Raw genomic sequence first — 16,516 nt, forward strand, 5'->3', positions numbered from 1 at the left:
CAGCGATTTAAAGTTCAACTTTAATTCGCTATAAAATTTAAAAAGCCACTTGCTATTAAAGTGGCTTTTTTATGGAGTAATGAATCGTTATTAGCTTTTAACTCAGTATAACTCTCCAGTTTTACGTCGTGCGATGAAGTCTTTGGACTCTTTTGCAATTACACCTGATAGAAGTAACAGTGCTATACAGTTTGGTGCAGCCATTAAGCCATTAAAGGTATCGGCAAATAACCAAACCAGATCAAGTGTGACTACACAGCCGATAAATACGGATGCGATGTAGATCAGACGGTATATGAAAACTGACTTTTCACCTAAAAGATAAGTACAACATTTTTCACCATAATAACTCCATCCTAAAATGGTGGAATAAGCGAAGAAAATAATACCAAAGGTCACGACCCAGCCCCCAAAACCTGGAAGGAGTTGGTCAAAGACGCTAATTGTTAAAACTGCACCTGTTTGATCACCAAAGCTATTTCCAGCCATGATGAATCCCATTACCAACACAATACCAGTGATTGAACAGACGATAATAGTGTCGAGGAATGTCCCTGTCATAGACACTAAACCTTGACGCGCGGGGTGATCTGTTTAAGCAGCAGCGGCAGCAATAGGCGCAGAACCCATGCCGGCTTCGTTTGAGAAAACACCACGTGCCACGCCGTAACGAATGGCTGCACCAATCGCGCCACCTGCAGCCGCTTCACCTGTAAAGGCATAAGTGAAAATCATTTGTAAGGCAGGTAGGATTAAATCGGTGTTATTTAAAATAATAATTAAACCACCAATGACATAGCCTAATGCCATAACTGGGACAATCACAGATGAGGCTTTAGAAATGGTTTTGATCCCGCCTAAGATCACAAGTGCCGAAAATGCGGTAATGACAATCGCCGTCATCCACGTTTCAATGCCTAAACTATTTTCTACAGCAAGAGCAACCGTATTGGATTGAACCGAACTACCAATACCAAATGATGCAAGTGTCCCAAACAGCGCAAAGAGTACAGCTAACCATTTCCATTTTGGTCCTAAACCGCGCTCAATGTAATACATTGGACCACCGTTCATTTCACCTTTTTCATTTTTATGGCGATACTTTACGGCAAGTACACCTTCACCATATTTGGTTGCCATACCAAATAAGGCAGTCATCCACATCCAGAATACAGCTCCCGGTCCACCTAAAACACAAGCCGTTGCGACCCCTGCAATATTACCCGTACCAATGGTTGCAGAGAGTGCGGTCATCAATGATGCAAATTGAGAAATATCTCCAGATTCTTTTTTGTTCGGGTGTTTCCCAAAAACTTGTTTGAAGGCGAATGGCAACATACGGAATTGCCAAAACAACAGTCTAAAGGTGAGGAATACGCCTGTCCCTACAATGAGGACCAGCATGTATGGTCCCCAAACCAGCCCACTTAAGGTTTCCATAATCGATTGTATTTCTTGCTTCGTTAATCCTTATTTTTGCTGATGTTGTAAATATGATGTAATGCAAGGCTTATGCCATTCTTTTGTTTTCATTCATAAAAATAGATTGAGTTATCTTTTAAGGAATTAATCAAATCCATATTTTTATTGATAAATATTTGATTGTTTTTAGATCGATTTGAGCTTGGAGTTTTTGACCAATAATTAAACTTTTCTGTAAAAAAAAGATGTATAAGAAAAAGTAATAAGATTTAGCAATTAAAAAGAAAATTTAGATGGTCACACATTTCTTTTTGAAATCATCAATTTTTGAGTTAATTTGAGGACTTAAGCACATAAGGTGAATTCAATAATGTCGGATCAAATAACAAATTCGCCTACCGAAGATGGTGATTTAAAGCGTAGCTTATCAAATCGGCACTTACAGCTGATTGCCATTGGTGGGGCGATAGGAACAGGATTGTTCATGGGTTCAGGGAAAACCATTAGCCTTGCGGGACCTTCAATTCTATTTATTTACATGATTATTGGTTTAATGGTTTTTCTCGTGATGCGTGCATTAGGCGAGTTATTACTATCAAACCTGCAATATAAATCGTTTATCGATTTCTCAACCGATCTGATCGGTCCTTGGGCGGGCTACTTTGTCGGATGGACCTATTGGCTCTGCTGGATCACGATTGGTATCGCGGATCTGTCAGCCATTATCTATTACTTACAGTTCTTTAATAATGGGATGCCCTTTACGCCTCTAGAAGGGGTGTTGATTAGTGTTGCTTCGATTATTTTCATTACTGGTTTAAACCTTGCGACAGTCAAACTCTTTGGTGAAATGGAGTTCTGGTTCGCGATGATTAAAATCATCGCAATTGTCGTGTTAATAGCTGTTGGTGCATGGATGATCTTTACAGGCTTCACATCTACTGCCGGTGAAGTTGCAGCCTTTTCAAATCTGTGGAGTCATGGTGGCATGTTCCCAACAGGATTGGGTGGTTTCTTAGCAGGCTTCCAGATTGCAATTTTTGCTTTCGTAGGTGTTGAGCTTGTCGGTACGACTGCTGCTGAAACCAAAGATCCTGAAAAAAACTTACCTAAAGCCGTGAACTCTATTCCAATTCGTATCATCATTTTCTACGTATTGGCATTGGTGATTGTGATGGCTGTAACACCATGGAACAAAATTGATCCGTCGATCAGTCCATTCGTAAACTTGTTCAGTCAAGCAGGTATTGCTGCGGCTGCGATCATCATGAACTTGGTGGTGTTGTCATCGGTGATGTCTTCGATGAACAGTGGTGTATTCTCAACGTCACGTATGTTGTTCGGTTTATCGCGTGATGAACAAGGCCCTAAATCATTTGGTAAATTGAATAAGCGTGCAGTTCCTGCAAATGCTTTGTATTTCTCAACGGTGTGTTTATTGGCAGGTGCTGCACTTCAGTACTTTGTTCCAAATACAGTTGAAGCATTTACATTGGCAACGACCTTATCAACGATCTTGTTTATCTGTGTATGGTTGATGATTATTTGGAGCTACATGGTGTATTACAAAACACGCCCTGAACTTCATGCTAAATCAACATTTAAACTACCAGGTGGATTGTTCACTTGTTGGATCGTGATCATTTTCTTCATTGGTATGATCTATGTTCTATCACTTGAAGCGGATACGTTAAAAGCGCTTATGGTGAGTCCAATTTGGTTTGTCATTTTGATCATTGGTTATTACGGTTTCTTCAAAAAACGTTTGAATAAATAAAACCAAATTGAAATAAGCCAAATTAAAATAAATAACACGGTAATAAAAACGTCAGCAATGTGCTGGCGTTTTTTTTTGTTTATCCTATAAACTCACTGCTTTAACGCTTTGGTCGAAAGCTTGATCAATGTATACTTTCCAAAATTTATATGATTGGGTGAACAGATGCGTATCGCCATTTGTAGCATGGGTTTATTGACCACAACACTATTGGTTGGTTGTGGGCAAACAGGTAATTTACAGTTACCAAATGATCCGAATTACGATAAACGTGCTCAATATTTACTTTATAAAGATGGTGAAAAGTCTGTTAATGCGCAGCAAATTGACGCATCTCAAACGACTGAAAAAGCCTCATCTGAGAAAGCTAATTTAGAAAAAGCAGGCTCAGAACAAGTAGACAAGCAAGCTGCAGCTTCCGAAATTATTGAAACAAACTAAATTGAATCAAATTAATCTCTCATTACCGTTTCATTGAAAGGATACATTCATGGGTTTTTCTCGTATTGAAGGTGTTTTACACGCAGAACAATGTTCATTGGATCAACTTGCTCAGCAATTTGGCACGCCACTGTATGTTTATTCAAAAGCATCTTTTGAAAAACATTATTTAGACATGGATCGTGCATTTAGCTTCATTGATCATCAAATTTGTTTTGCTGTGAAATCAAATTCTAATATCGCAGTATTGAATGTATTGGCTAAGCTTGGTGCGGGTTTTGACATCGTTACTGGCGGTGAGTTGGCGAGAGTTTTGGCTGCTGGTGGTGATGCATCTAAAATTGTATTTTCAGGCTTAGGTAAAACTGAAGCAGATATCCGTAAAGCACTTGAAGTGGGTATCGCATGCTTCAACGTTGAGTCTTATGCAGAACTTGATCGTATTCAAAAAGTAGCGGCTGAAGTGGGTAAGAAAGCACCGATTTCATTACGTGTAAATCCAGATGTTGATGCAAAAACACATCCATATATTTCAACGGGTTTGAAAGAAAACAAATTTGGTATTCCTTCGGATTCTGTATTTGAAACTTATGCGTATGCAGCATCATTGCCAAATTTAGATGTTGTCGGAATTGATTGTCACATTGGTTCACAGTTGACTGAAACTCAACCTTTTGTTGATGCGCTTGATCGTGTAATCACGATGATTGACCGCTTGAAAACGATGGGAATCACCCTCACTCATATTGATATTGGTGGTGGTTTAGGTGTGACGTATAAAGACGAAGTTCCACCGACAGTCGCTGAATATGCCAATGCAATGAAACCTGCTTTAGAAAAGTTAGGTTTAAAAGTGTATATGGAACCTGGTCGTAGTATTTCTGCAAATGCAGGTGTATTGATCACTAAAGTTGATTTGTTGAAACCAACCAATCATCGTAACTTTGCGATTGTTGATGCTGCAATGAATGATTTAATTCGTCCTTCTTTATACGAAGCTTGGATGGATATTCAAGAAGTGAATGCAAATACCACGACTGAAAAGAAAGAGTGGGATGTTGTAGGTGCAATTTGTGAAACTGGTGATTTCTTAGGTAAAGAACGTCAATTGGCGATTCAAGCCAATGATAACCTTGCTGTATTGGGTGCAGGAGCATATGGTTTTGTGATGAGTTCAAACTATAACTCACGCGGTCGTGCAGCTGAAGTGATGGTGGATGGTGACGTAGCGCATTTGATTCGTGAACGTGAAACGATTGAGTCATTGTGGGAAAAGGAACGTTTATTACCTGCGGAGTAAATGAAGATGTTATTAGAATTTACCAAAATGCATGGCTTGGGTAATGATTTCATGGTAGTTGATTTGATCAGCCAACGTGCTTATTTAGATACCATGACGATTCGCCGTTTGGCGGATCGCAACTTTGGTATTGGATTTGATCAATTGCTGATTGTCGAAGCGCCTGAGCATCCAAACGTTGATTTTAAATATCGAATTTTCAATGCAGATGGTTCTGAGGTTGAACAATGCGGTAATGGCGTTCGTTGTTTTGCCAAGTTTGTGCATGATCGCAAGTTGACCAATAAAACCAAATTTAAGGTGCAAACTAAGGCGGGTATTGTTGAGCCTGAACTGGGCTTAAATGGTTGGGTACGTGTCAATATGGGCATGCCTAAGTTTCTACCCAATCAAATCCCATTCATTGCAGATCAGCCTGCGGATGTTTATGAGATTGCTTTGGCGAATAACGAAAGCCTCAGTATTGATGTGGTCAACATGGGCAACCCTCATGCTGTCACGATTGTTCCAGATGTATTAAAAGCTGAAGTCGCAAAAATTGGTCCGCAAGTTGAATCTCATGAGCGATTCCCAGAGCGTGTAAATGCAGGGTTTATGCAAATTGTTGATCAAAATAATGCTCGTTTACGTGTTTTTGAACGTGGCGTAGGTGAGACTTTGGCATGTGGTACAGGGGCTTGTGCAGCAGCGGTATCGGGTATGCGCCGTGGCTTATTGTCCAATAATGTGAAGATTGAGCTGGCTGGTGGTACTTTGCAAATCGAGTGGAAAGAAGGCGATGTGGTCTGGATGACAGGTCCAACGGCAACTGTCTATGAAGGTCGATTGGATTTAAGATATTTCCAACCTGAGCAATAATTGAGAATTTAGCATTGTATTTTAAAAAGCGCTGATTGATCGGCGCTTTTTTTTATGGGTTGGGAACTCACTAAATATTCGAAAAAATAATGTATTTAAAATAGCTGTATTCATTGAAATAAAAGTCATTCATTCAAACAAAGTAATGAGGAAACAAGATTCTTTGCTAAACTGTCGGTCACATTATTTTATTTAAAAACAGGAGAGCTAAATGCAACAAGGCGCAATGCAATTACTCTCCATATGGCTCAAAGAAAGAAAAATCCAAAATCAATCTGAACATACTTTAGATGCTTATTTTAGAGATGTATCAGGTTTTATTGATTTCTGTTATTCGAAAAATCTTGAGTTAAATGCGGTAGAGGCATCCGATTTACGTGAATATCTTGCTTATAAAGTTGAAAAAGATGGATTGAATTCAACCAGTTTACAGCGTCATCTCACCTCTATTCGCCAATTTATGAAATGGGCTAACGAAGCCAAGCATTTACAAATGAATCCTGTGAATGATTTTAAAATCAAACGTCAATCGCGTCCTTTACCAGGGATGATTGATATTGAAACAGTCAAACAAATATTGGATCAAAAAGCGCCTGAAAAACCTATAGAGCATCAACTTTGGTTAAGAGATAAAGCGATTCTTGAATTACTTTATTCAAGCGGACTACGTTTAGCTGAAGTACAAGGGCTAAATATTCGAGATATTGATTTTAGTCGTCGGCTATTACGGATCACAGGTAAGGGGAATAAAACCCGTATTGTCCCTTTTGGTTCAAAAGCACGTGAAAGTTTAGTCGAATGGCTTAAAGTCTATCAAATTTGGGTGGGAACTTTAGTGCAAGACTCACCTGTATTCATTAGTCAAAAAGGTAATGCACTGACTCCACGACAGATTGAAAATCGGGTGAAGTTACAGGCGCAGCGGGCAGGAGTAAGTGTGGATTTACATCCACATTTATTGCGACATTGTTTTGCCAGCCATATGCTCTCAAACAGTGGTGACCTACGTGCAGTACAAGAGATGTTGGGTCATAGTAGTTTATCAACCACACAAATTTATACTCAACTCGACTTTGACCGTTTGGCGCAGGTCTATGATCAAACTCATCCACGTGCCAGTAAAGTAAAGACTTAATCAAAAAAATAGCATTTTCGAATAAAGTTTAGGCATGTCTATTGTAAATTTATCACGAGAAAATAAGCCAAAGGATAATTGTTTTTCATAAAAGTCTGCTGTATATGTTTTATACAGATGAGCGCTAATGTGTCAATGCAAGTCATGACTTGATCTCATTCATATAAATGGACAGAACCTTTACACAGCAATTGGATAATTTGGGCTTAAAAATGATTTCCGACATTCAAGTAAAATATGAACAACTGAGCGCCAAGCAAAAAGAAATATTTGCAGGCTATGGTTTACGTCAGGTTAAACATTTTGTGGAAATTAGCCTACCCAATATAGAAGCAGTTTTACCTGAAGGCGCGGTGGTGCAAGGGATTAATGGTGAAGGTAAAGTTCAAGCGATCAATGCTGAAAATAAAAAAACGTATATATGGATCTCAGACCTCCAGTGGCAAGAGCGCCCAATTTCTACGGTTAAAGTTGATTTAAAAGAAGATGTTATAGCGGTTTGGCAAATATTTGGATTAGATCAATATGAACTTATAGATTTAAGTCATATTCATCGTGATTTCTTAAATGAGTTATCTGTTTAATTCAAAGTCTCTATGTTTCAAATCATTAGAAAGTTTTGAAATGATCAATCAAAATGAATTTTGAAAAAAGCGTAATGTTGATTACGCTTTTTTATTGGTTTTAAATTTAATAATGTTTAAATTGAACAATATTTAAATCTGATCCAAAGGGAGTTGAAAACTTTGCTTAATAATTTGACTCGGTAAGTCTGTTTTCACACTGGTAATCCCATTTTTCTTGGTCAAATGTGCAGATTGAAATTTACGGTAACTTTCTAAATCTTGTACAACAACTTTAAGCATCGCATCGCATTCACCCAAAATAATATAGCACTCCATCACTTGAGGGAGTTCTTTCATTGCTTCAATGAAAGTATCAATGGTTTCTGCATCTTGTCCGACCAACCAAATTCGTGAAAATAAAATCAGCTGTAATCCAATTTTTTGTGGATCAACCACTGTGGTGTAATTCTGAATCACATGGGCTTCTTCAAGTAATTTGACTCGTCTAAGGCATGATGAAGGCGAGAGTCCAATTTCTTTTGCGAGATCATTATTTTGAATGCGTCCATTCTTTTGTAGACACCGAATGATACTTTTATCTATTCGATCTAGTTTTACTGAAATTGATTTGGATAAAATTTTCATAAATTAGAATTTAATTCGAAAAATTATATTAATTATAGAATATTTTGAAATCCTATTTTATATATTTTCGCAGATACTATTTTTTCATTTTCATGTGGTTGAAAGGAAACGGAAATGTCTGTGTACTTACTCTTTGCGTTAACAGTAATTCCTCTTATTTTTACACCTGGACCAGATATGCTTTTTATCTTGTCACAAGTGATGGGTAAAGGTGCAAAGGCAGGCATTATGGCGACGCTGGGTGTATGTTCAGGATATTTGGTGCATTCTGTTTTGGTTGCATTGGGTATCGCAGCGATTATTGTTTCATTTCCTGTGCTGTTTGAAACGATCCGTTGGTTGGGTATTGCATATCTCTTATTTTTGGCATTTACATTGATTAAATCGGTATTTAGTCAAAATAAAATTGTGATCGAAAATAAACAAACCTCTTCACCTGTAAAAAAAGGTTTTTTTACAGCTTTGTTGAATCCAAAAGGAATGTTGATTTATTTTGCGATTTTGCCACAGTTCATGGATAAATCAGGCAATACGATTGCACAAGGTTTATTGCTGTCTTTTATTTTTATTGGCTTATGTTTCATTATTTATAGTGGATTAAGTGTGGTATTTGCAAAGCTGACACAAAAAGCAACCTTAGATGCTAAAAAACAAAAATGGATTGATGGTGGATCAGGTGCATTGCTAGCGGGAGCTGCTGCATGGTTGATCATGAACTAGCTTGATCTATTGAAATACCAAAGATAAGGATATTTGATTAAATAATTTAAAACAGTACTTTAGCTTAAAGTGCTGTTTATTTTTTATATAATGAAAAACAAATATTGAATTACAAGCAGGGCATGTATAACTTTTGCTACTTCATGATTGAAAATGTCACTCAAATTGTGGAAATCTGTCTTAATTGACAGGTTGTACTTCTAAGTCAATTTCCAAATATGGATGGTTACATCGGAAAATGAGCAGAAAATAGGTGAAATGAATCAAAACTTTTGATGAACTTAATCAAATAAAAAAATATTAAAAATCAATACTTAAACATTAAAATAAAAATGTAGAAATATGAACCAATTACCGAACAATTAAAATCTTTGAACGCACCGTTCAACTAAAAATACGCTTTTTTACAACTCTTTTGCCAATTGTGACTTGACCGAAATGCCAAACACATTGCAAGATAGGACACCTAAAAAATTTGAATGAAGAGTTACTATAACTTTTCTAAACATTTACTTTTGTCATAACAGCCGAGGATTACATGAAGGCTCTTGTTGCTGTAAAACGTGTGGTTGATGCCAACGTTAAAGTTCGCGTTAAACCGGACAATAGTGGGGTAGATCTTACTAACGTTAAAATGTCGATCAACCCATTTGACGAGATCGCAGTTGAAGAAGCGGTTCGACTAAAAGAAAAAGGGACTGTTACTGAAATCGTTGTTGTTTCAATTGGTCCTAAAGAAGCTCAAGAACAAATTCGTTCTGCAATGGCTCTAGGTGCTGATCGTGGTATCTTGGTTGAAGCAAATGATAACGAATTAGGTGCTTTAGAAGTTGCTAAAATTCTAAAAGGCATCGTAGAACAAGAACAGCCTGAATTAGTCCTTCTTGGTAAACAAGCAATTGATGATGACTCTAACCAAGTTGGTCAGATGTTGGGTGCTTTACTAGGCGCTGGACAAGGTACTTTTGCTTCTGTTGTTAAAGTAGAAGGTACGAAAGTACAAGTGACTCGTGAAATCGACGGTGGTTTACAAACTGTTGAATTAAACACTCCTGCAATTATCACTACAGATTTACGTTTGAATGAGCCACGTTATGCTGCTCTTCCAAACATTATGAAAGCGCGTAAAAAACCGCTGGATACTAAATCTCCTGCTGATTATGGCGTTTCTGCTTCAACTAAACTGAAAACAGTGAAAGTTGAGCCACCAGCAGAGCGTAAAGCTGGTGTACAAGTGAAATCTGTAGATGAGCTTGTTGAAAAACTTAAAAATGAAGCGAAAGTGATCTAATACAGAAGGATAAAAATCATGAGTATTTTAGTTATCGCTGAGCACGACAATAAAGCACTTAACGGTGCAACATTAAACGTTGTAGCTGCAGCACAAAAAATCGGTGGTGATATCACTGTATTAGTTGCTGGTTCAGGCGCACAAGCTGTAGCTGATCAAGCTGCTAAAGTTGCTGGTGTAAGCAAAGTATTACTTGCTGACAATGCTGCTTATGCAAACCAATTGGCTGAAAATGTAGCTGCACTTGTTGCTGATTTAGGTAAAGGTTATACGCATATCCTTGCTGCATCGACAACGACTGGTAAAAATGTACTTCCACGTGCTGCTGCATTGCTTGATTCAAGCATGATTACAGACATCATTGCTGTTGACGGTGCTAAGACTTTCAAACGTCCTATCTATGCAGGTAACGCAATTGCAACTGTAGAATCTGCTGAAGCAATCGTTATTGCTACAGTACGTGGTACTGCATTTGATGGTGTTGCTGCTGAAGGTGGTTCTGCTGCTGTTGAAGCGGTAAGTGATGTTAAAGATGCTGGTATTTCTAAGTTCATTTCTGAAGAAATCGTGAAATCAGAACGTCCAGAATTAACAGCAGCTCGTATCGTTGTTTCAGGTGGTCGTGGTGTTGGTTCTGGTGAGAACTACCACAATGTACTTGATCCGTTGGCTGACAAGTTGGGTGCTGCACAAGGTGCATCACGTGCTGCAGTAGATGCTGGTTTCGTACCAAACGACATGCAAGTGGGTCAAACAGGTAAAATTGTTGCGCCTGACTTGTATATCGCTGTAGGTATCTCTGGTGCGATTCAGCACTTGGCAGGTATGAAAGATTCTAAAGTGATCGTTGCGATCAACAAAGATGAAGAAGCACCAATCAATGCCGTTGCTGACTACTGGTTAGTAGGCGATTTGAATACTGTTGTTCCTGAATTGGTTTCTAAAATCTAATTCTTTGGAATATCAAAAAAGCCCTGTTATTTCGCAGGGCTTTTTTATTTCTAATATTTTAAATCTGTCAGGTATTCATTGTTAAGTTGTGTAACTTGAAGTGCTTGATAATATTGGAAATATAGAATATTAAGGGATATTTTTTATGAGATATCATCTTTATAATCATAAATATACAATAGACTATTCTATTTTTAAGACGTAATTTCGCTTATAAAAATAATCCGAAATGTGATACTATTCGTCCTCATTTTTAAGCTTTACTCATCATTTAATCTATGAATGAGTGAGGGGTGACGATCTTGTTAGTAGATACGCGGCTTACTTGGCCCATTGCTTTTATCCTAATCTTAAGCTGTATATTCCCTGTAATAGAAGCCTTTAATCTCTTAAGTAATGTAGAAATTTCAGTACGTTCCATTGAAAATATTCAAGCGGTTCTTCTGCTTTCTTTTGCTATTTTTACTTTTGCTTTTATGCGTCCGTTTCAATTACAGAATGGTCAAAAACAATTTTGGCTTTGGGCTGCATGTTGGTGGTTGTTGCTGTTTGGTCGTAGTACCAGTTGGGGGCGTGATTACTTCCCAGAAGTGCCTAAAGGCTTTTTTAGAGCGATTTCAGTGCTGCTGATCGGATCTGTGTTGTTTCCATTAATGAATGGAGCATTGCGTCGTGAGATTGCGAATAAATTCAAGACTGCTTCGATTTCGGTATGGGGTATTGTTTTGGCAGTATCCGGTTTAATCATCTCAGATTCGATCGAACATGAGCGGATGATTAGTGTTTTCTTTTTGCATGATCAGTCACATCGAAATTTTGTAGAAGAGATTTTTGAGTTCCCACTGATCTTTGGTTTGTTCATCGTCGCTTATGGTTTGATGGTGCAGGATAAGACAAATTCGAGTCAGTAAAAGTATTTTAAAATTTTAAGCCTCCTGTATAGGAGGTTTTTTTATGTGTGACCAATAATGATCAAATTAAGTGAATAATTTCACAAAAAAATATGGTCATTTTAAAGACTTAAAAAGACCGCATAAATTTAAGAAAATTAACAAGATTAAGATGCATGATAAGACACAAAAAAGTGACTTTTTATGCTATAATATTTGGCTGAATTTTAGATTTTAACTCTCGCTTTTTTGGGTTAATTTTTTGCAAGATTGATATATAAAACGAGCGGTTTATTGCTGTTTGTAATAAGGAGTATGCATGAGCCTATCGGAAATTAAACCGATTGCCATTGAGGATGAGCTGAAGAGCTCATATCTCGACTATGCGATGAGTGTAATTGTTTCTCGTGCATTACCAGACGTAAGAGATGGTTTAAAGCCTGTTCACCGTCGTGTGCTATTTGCAATGCACGAACTGGGCAATGACTATAACAAAGCTTATAAAAAATCTGCGCGTGTGGTTGGTGACGTGATCGGTAAATATCACCCACATGGTGATTCTGCAGTTTACGAAACAATCGTACGTATGGCTCAAGATTTTAGCTTGCGTTATCAATTGGTTGATGGTCAAGGTAACTTTGGTTCTGTCGATGGCGATAGTGCAGCAGCAATGCGTTATACCGAAGTTCGTATGCGTAAGTTAACCCATGAACTTTTGGCTGATCTTGAAAAAGACACGGTTGAGTGGGAAGACAACTACGACGGTTCTGAGCGTATTCCTCAAGTCATGCCGACACGTGTTCCTAACTTGTTAGTGAATGGTGTAACGGGTATTGCAGTGGGTATGGCGACCAATATGGCGCCCCACAACATGACTGAAGTTGTGAATGCGTGTTTGGCTTATGCAAATAATCCGAATATCAGCATTGAAGGATTGATGGAACACATTTCTGGTCCAGATTTCCCGACTGGCGGTATTATCTATGGTAAATCAGGCATTGTAGATGCTTACCGTACAGGTAAAGGTCGTCTGCATATCCGCGGTAAGTACCATTTTGAAGAAGATCCTAAAAACGGTCGTACCACGATTGTCTTCACTGAAATTCCATATCAAGTCAATAAAGCAAGAACGATTGAGCGTATTGCTGAATTGGTTAAAGAGAAAAAACTTGAGGGAATCTCTGAGCTTCGTGATGAGTCAGATAAAGAAGGGATGCGTATTGCGATTGATTTGAAGCGTGGCGAAAACGCTGAAGTCATCGTAAATAACTTATTCCAAAACACACAATTAGAAAACTCTTTCAGTATTAACATGGTTTGCCTAGACAATGGTCAACCGAAGTTAATGAATTTGAAAGACATCATTGCTGCGTTTATTCGTCACCGTCAAGAAGTGGTAACACGTCGTACTATGTACGAATTACGCAAAGCGCGCGAACGTGGTCATATCTTAGAAGGTTTGACTGTTGCACTTGCAAACATTGATGAAATTATTGAAACCATTAAAACCTCTGCAAACCCTGCGGAAGCGCGTGAACGTTTACAAGCGGGTGAGTGGGCTGCGGGTGGTGTGGTTGCATTGCTTGAAAAAGCGGGTTCAGTTTCAGTTCGTCCAGATGTGATCGAAGGTGAAGACCTTGCAAAACCATTTGGTTTTGATGGCAGTATTTATCGTTTGTCGCCAACTCAAGTCGGCGCAATTTTAGAATTACGTTTACATCGTTTAACAGGTCTTGAACAAGACAAGTTGCATGCTGAATATTCTGATATTTTGGCGCAGATTGCTGAGTACACAGCCATCTTAAATGATTTCAATTTGTTGATGAACGTAATTCGTGAAGAGCTTGCTTTGATTCTTCAAAACTATGGCGATGCACGTAAAACAGCGATTGTTGAATCTCGTATTGATTTCTCTCGTGAAGATTTGATTCCTGAAGAGCAAATGGTTCTGACCGTTTCTAAAACTGGTTATGCGAAAACTCAACCATTGTCTGACTACGCTGCACAGCGTCGTGGTGGACGTGGTAAGTCTGCAACTTCGATGAAAGAAGATGATTACATTCAACATCTGATTGTGACATCTAACCATGCGACAGTACTTTGTTTTACTAATGTCGGTAAAGTTTACCGCCTGAAAGTGTATGAAGTGCCTCAAGCATCTCGTGGTTCTAAAGGTCGCCCAATGGTGAACTTGTTGCCATTGGACGAGAGTGAAACGATTACAGCGATTCTTCCTGTAATTGATGCTCCGAAGAAATTTAAAGATCGTTTGGCAGATTTCAAAGCATTTGTGAAAACCAATGCAGCGAAACTTCAAGAAAATGAAGTGATCAATGGTCATTTTGTTGAGCTTGAAGCCGCGTTAAATGATTCAGAAGATGGTGCAGATGATATTTCTGAAGCACTACGTACACAGTTAAAAGAGCTTGGTTTAGAGCTTTCTACGACTGATCTTGATGATGAGATCATCAATGACTTTGCTCAGCAAGCTGAAGCAGTGCGTAAGAATTTCTACGTGTTCATGGCAACTGAATACGGCACGATCAAGCGTGTTGAGTTAGAACAATTCTCTAATGTTCGCTCGAATGGTTTACGTGCGATTGAGTTGAATGGTGATGATACGCTGATTGGTGTGGCTATTACTGATGGTGAACAGCAAATTATGTTGTTCTCTAACGAAGGTAAAGCGATTCGATTTGCTGAAACTGACGTGCGTTCAATGGGGCGTTCGGCTAAGGGTGTACGTGGTATGCGCGTAACCATTGGTGCGGCAGCGTTGCTTGAAGAGAATGAAGATAACGACGTTGATTCTGATGATGAAGATGGTTCGGATTCAGCATTGATCAGCCGTATCGTGTCATTGGTGGTTGTTCCTGAAACAGGTGAAGTGCTGTGTGCTTCTGAAAATGGTTACGGTAAACGTACTCCTGTAGATGACTTCCCAACCAAGAAGCGTGGCGGTAAAGGCGTGATCGCAATCAAAACTTCTGAACGTAATGGTCAGTTAGTTGGTGCGGTGGCGATTGATGAAACCAAAGAATTGATGTTGATTTCTGATGGTGGAACTTTAGTTCGTACACGTGCTTCTGAAGTGGCTCAAACAGGTCGTAACGCTCAAGGTGTTCGTCTGATCCGTCTAGGCAATGAAGAGTTGCTTGTTGGTGTGGTTTCTGTTGAAGCAGTGGAAGAAGATGAGTTTGTAGAAGCGATTGAGGGTGAGGACGTTTCAACGGATCAAGTTGATAACACTGAAACTCATGAAGTGGATACAACTGATACTGATGAAAAGTCTACAGATGAATAATCTGTATTGATAAAAAAGGACGCTGAGGCGTCCTTTTTTTATTTAAGAAGAGATACTTCTTCTGAAGTTATCATCATTACTACAATATTCTAAGCAGTCTCTTAAAATACCAACAGCTCTATAAATATGTTCTGGTTTGTCTAGATTAATTAGTCCATTATTTAGGACTTCAAGCCCAGCACGGTTGAGTTCGAGCTTGCGTTGATCATCAATATCTATGTTAAATTGAATTGTAGGTCGTTTTCGATTTACATCATATCTAAATAACCATCGATTATTTTTGTTTTGAAATAATATAGAAAAATAACTTTCAGTATCTTTAATTGATAGGTCTGATTCTGGAAAAAGTTCAGTGATAATGCGATAGAGTTCTTGCTCATCAACAGTAGTAATAATTTTATCATTATCAGAGTGGGTGATATTTTTTAAGTCATTCTCAATTGATTGTTCAATATGTTGGTTCGATTTTGGTTCAATGGTCTGTGCTGTAATAATAGTTGGAGAGGATAATCCTTTAACAACGGTATCACTAATAGCTTGTTCAACAGCTTGCTTAACAAAAGGCTGAATTGTTTCTAAAAATTTAGTGTTTAATTGACGTTGTATGTCAGATTGTTGAGCCACATATCGAACAAAGTCTATATCTACTTCATTTATGCTCTTTTTAATGACAGTTTTAAATTGTTGAATGTATTGATTCTCTTCAGCGAAGAATCGCAATTTTTCGACATGAAAATTATCATGTCTAAATTCAGCAAGTTGGACTAGCTCATCCGCTTTATGTTTTGTGAAATCAACTGTTAGAAAAGGTTTTTCATCCATTACATTTGTGTTAATTAAGTCTGTGAAGAATCTCCACTCTTTTCCATTTGTAATTGCACCAATAGTCACACCTAAACTACTATTAAAATAACGTGAAAGTTGAGGAGCATGATTTGTTAAATTGGCGGTGAAAGGCTTGGCTTCAATAAACATAACGGGTTGCCCATTACAATATAGTGCATAGTCAACTCTCTCTGAAGATTTAACCCCTGGAAAATCTGCAGCAAATTCAGCTAAAACTTTTGTTGGATCGTATGGGCTAAAACCTAAAATATCTAAAAGTGGTAATATTAATGCTTGTTTTGTTGTTTCTTCAGTAGAGCAATGTTCACCAACACGCTTTACATGCTCGATGTGATTTTGAAGTTTATTTATAAAATCTTCCATAAGGCCT

The 16,516-nt window shown here is 38.1% G+C and carries 13 protein-coding genes and 1 pseudogene; 11 read left to right on the top strand and 3 right to left on the bottom strand.

The genetic code is table 11. From position 1 onward, the window contains the following. Positions 1-102: 102 nt before the first annotated feature. Positions 103-1,452: pseudogene (locus AC5YDM_RS04020) on the bottom strand (alanine/glycine:cation symporter family protein). Between the two features lie 340 nt (positions 1,453-1,792). Between AC5YDM_RS04020 and AC5YDM_RS04025 the strand changes: the two are divergent. The 6 genes from AC5YDM_RS04025 to AC5YDM_RS04050 all read left to right on the top strand — a co-directional run bounded on the left by AC5YDM_RS04025 (position 1,793) and on the right by AC5YDM_RS04050 (position 7,517). Further along, positions 1,793-3,199 (top strand): amino acid permease, encoded by a 1,407-nt coding sequence (locus tag AC5YDM_RS04025; protein WP_496150829.1) that lies wholly within the window; start codon positions 1,793-1,795, stop codon positions 3,197-3,199. Between the two features lie 165 nt (positions 3,200-3,364). After that, a complete protein-coding gene (lptM, locus tag AC5YDM_RS04030; RefSeq protein WP_496150830.1) occupies positions 3,365-3,640 on the top strand; it encodes an LPS translocon maturation chaperone LptM in 276 nt (91 codons plus the stop codon). 49 nt (positions 3,641-3,689) lie between these two features. Beyond that, positions 3,690-4,940, top strand: a complete 1,251-nt coding sequence (gene lysA, locus AC5YDM_RS04035; RefSeq protein ID WP_496150831.1) for a diaminopimelate decarboxylase — start codon at positions 3,690-3,692, stop codon at positions 4,938-4,940. A gap of 6 nt (positions 4,941-4,946) precedes the next feature. Then, positions 4,947-5,798, top strand: a complete 852-nt coding sequence (gene dapF, locus AC5YDM_RS04040) for a diaminopimelate epimerase (protein ID WP_496150832.1) — start codon at positions 4,947-4,949, stop codon at positions 5,796-5,798. 241 nt (positions 5,799-6,039) lie between these two features. Beyond that, the gene (locus AC5YDM_RS04045) at positions 6,040-6,933 is read left to right on the top strand and encodes a tyrosine recombinase XerC (protein ID WP_496150918.1); all 894 of its coding nucleotides are present in this window, start codon (positions 6,040-6,042) and stop codon (positions 6,931-6,933) included. Between the two features lie 167 nt (positions 6,934-7,100). Then, positions 7,101-7,517, top strand: coding sequence for a hypothetical protein (locus tag AC5YDM_RS04050; protein WP_496150833.1), 417 nt, complete (start codon positions 7,101-7,103; stop codon positions 7,515-7,517). A 132-nt stretch (positions 7,518-7,649) separates the two neighbouring features. Here AC5YDM_RS04050 and AC5YDM_RS04055 read toward each other — a convergent pair whose 3' ends face one another. Beyond that, positions 7,650-8,144 (bottom strand): Lrp/AsnC family transcriptional regulator, encoded by a 495-nt coding sequence (locus tag AC5YDM_RS04055; RefSeq protein WP_496150834.1) that lies wholly within the window; start codon positions 8,142-8,144, stop codon positions 7,650-7,652. Positions 8,145-8,258: 114 nt separating this feature from the next. Here AC5YDM_RS04055 and AC5YDM_RS04060 point away from each other — a divergent pair, with 114 nt between their 5' ends. The 5 genes from AC5YDM_RS04060 to gyrA all read left to right on the top strand — a co-directional run bounded on the left by AC5YDM_RS04060 (position 8,259) and on the right by gyrA (position 15,300). Next, positions 8,259-8,864, top strand: a complete 606-nt coding sequence (locus tag AC5YDM_RS04060) for a LysE family translocator (protein WP_496150835.1) — start codon at positions 8,259-8,261, stop codon at positions 8,862-8,864. Between the two features lie 538 nt (positions 8,865-9,402). Beyond that, positions 9,403-10,155: an electron transfer flavoprotein subunit beta/FixA family protein gene (locus tag AC5YDM_RS04065; RefSeq protein ID WP_496150836.1), complete on the top strand. Its 753-nt coding sequence runs from the start codon at positions 9,403-9,405 to the stop codon at positions 10,153-10,155. 18 nt (positions 10,156-10,173) lie between these two features. Then, positions 10,174-11,106, top strand: a complete 933-nt coding sequence (locus AC5YDM_RS04070) for an electron transfer flavoprotein subunit alpha/FixB family protein (RefSeq protein ID WP_496150837.1) — start codon at positions 10,174-10,176, stop codon at positions 11,104-11,106. Between the two features lie 293 nt (positions 11,107-11,399). Next, positions 11,400-12,017 carry a hypothetical protein gene (locus AC5YDM_RS04075; RefSeq protein ID WP_496150838.1) on the top strand — a complete coding sequence of 206 codons (618 nt, stop codon included), beginning with the start codon at positions 11,400-11,402 and terminating at the stop codon, positions 12,015-12,017. Between the two features lie 298 nt (positions 12,018-12,315). Continuing rightward, positions 12,316-15,300 (top strand): DNA gyrase subunit A, encoded by a 2,985-nt coding sequence (gene gyrA / locus AC5YDM_RS04080; protein ID WP_496150839.1) that lies wholly within the window; start codon positions 12,316-12,318, stop codon positions 15,298-15,300. Positions 15,301-15,342: 42 nt separating this feature from the next. Here the strand turns inward: gyrA and AC5YDM_RS04085 are convergent, their stop codons facing one another. After that, entirely contained in the window at positions 15,343-16,509 is a 1,167-nt protein-coding gene (locus AC5YDM_RS04085) for a type I restriction endonuclease (RefSeq protein ID WP_496150840.1), read from the bottom strand. Positions 16,510-16,516: the final 7 nt, after the last annotated feature.

The organism is Acinetobacter sp. CY81, assembly GCF_059515925.1.

Coding starts and splice junctions, on each gene's coding strand:
- AC5YDM_RS04050 (WP_496150833.1), top strand. CDS start 7,101: ATGGACAGAACCTTTACACAGCAATTGGATAATTTGGGCTTAAAAATG.
- AC5YDM_RS04060 (WP_496150835.1), top strand. CDS start 8,259: ATGTCTGTGTACTTACTCTTTGCGTTAACAGTAATTCCTCTTATTTTT.
- AC5YDM_RS04025 (WP_496150829.1), top strand. CDS start 1,793: ATGTCGGATCAAATAACAAATTCGCCTACCGAAGATGGTGATTTAAAG.
- AC5YDM_RS04070 (WP_496150837.1), top strand. CDS start 10,174: ATGAGTATTTTAGTTATCGCTGAGCACGACAATAAAGCACTTAACGGT.
- gyrA (WP_496150839.1), top strand. CDS start 12,316: ATGAGCCTATCGGAAATTAAACCGATTGCCATTGAGGATGAGCTGAAG.
- AC5YDM_RS04085 (WP_496150840.1), bottom strand. CDS start 16,509: ATGGAAGATTTTATAAATAAACTTCAAAATCACATCGAGCATGTAAAG.
- lysA (WP_496150831.1), top strand. CDS start 3,690: ATGGGTTTTTCTCGTATTGAAGGTGTTTTACACGCAGAACAATGTTCA.
- AC5YDM_RS04065 (WP_496150836.1), top strand. CDS start 9,403: ATGAAGGCTCTTGTTGCTGTAAAACGTGTGGTTGATGCCAACGTTAAA.
- AC5YDM_RS04055 (WP_496150834.1), bottom strand. CDS start 8,144: ATGAAAATTTTATCCAAATCAATTTCAGTAAAACTAGATCGAATAGAT.
- dapF (WP_496150832.1), top strand. CDS start 4,947: ATGTTATTAGAATTTACCAAAATGCATGGCTTGGGTAATGATTTCATG.
- lptM (WP_496150830.1), top strand. CDS start 3,365: ATGCGTATCGCCATTTGTAGCATGGGTTTATTGACCACAACACTATTG.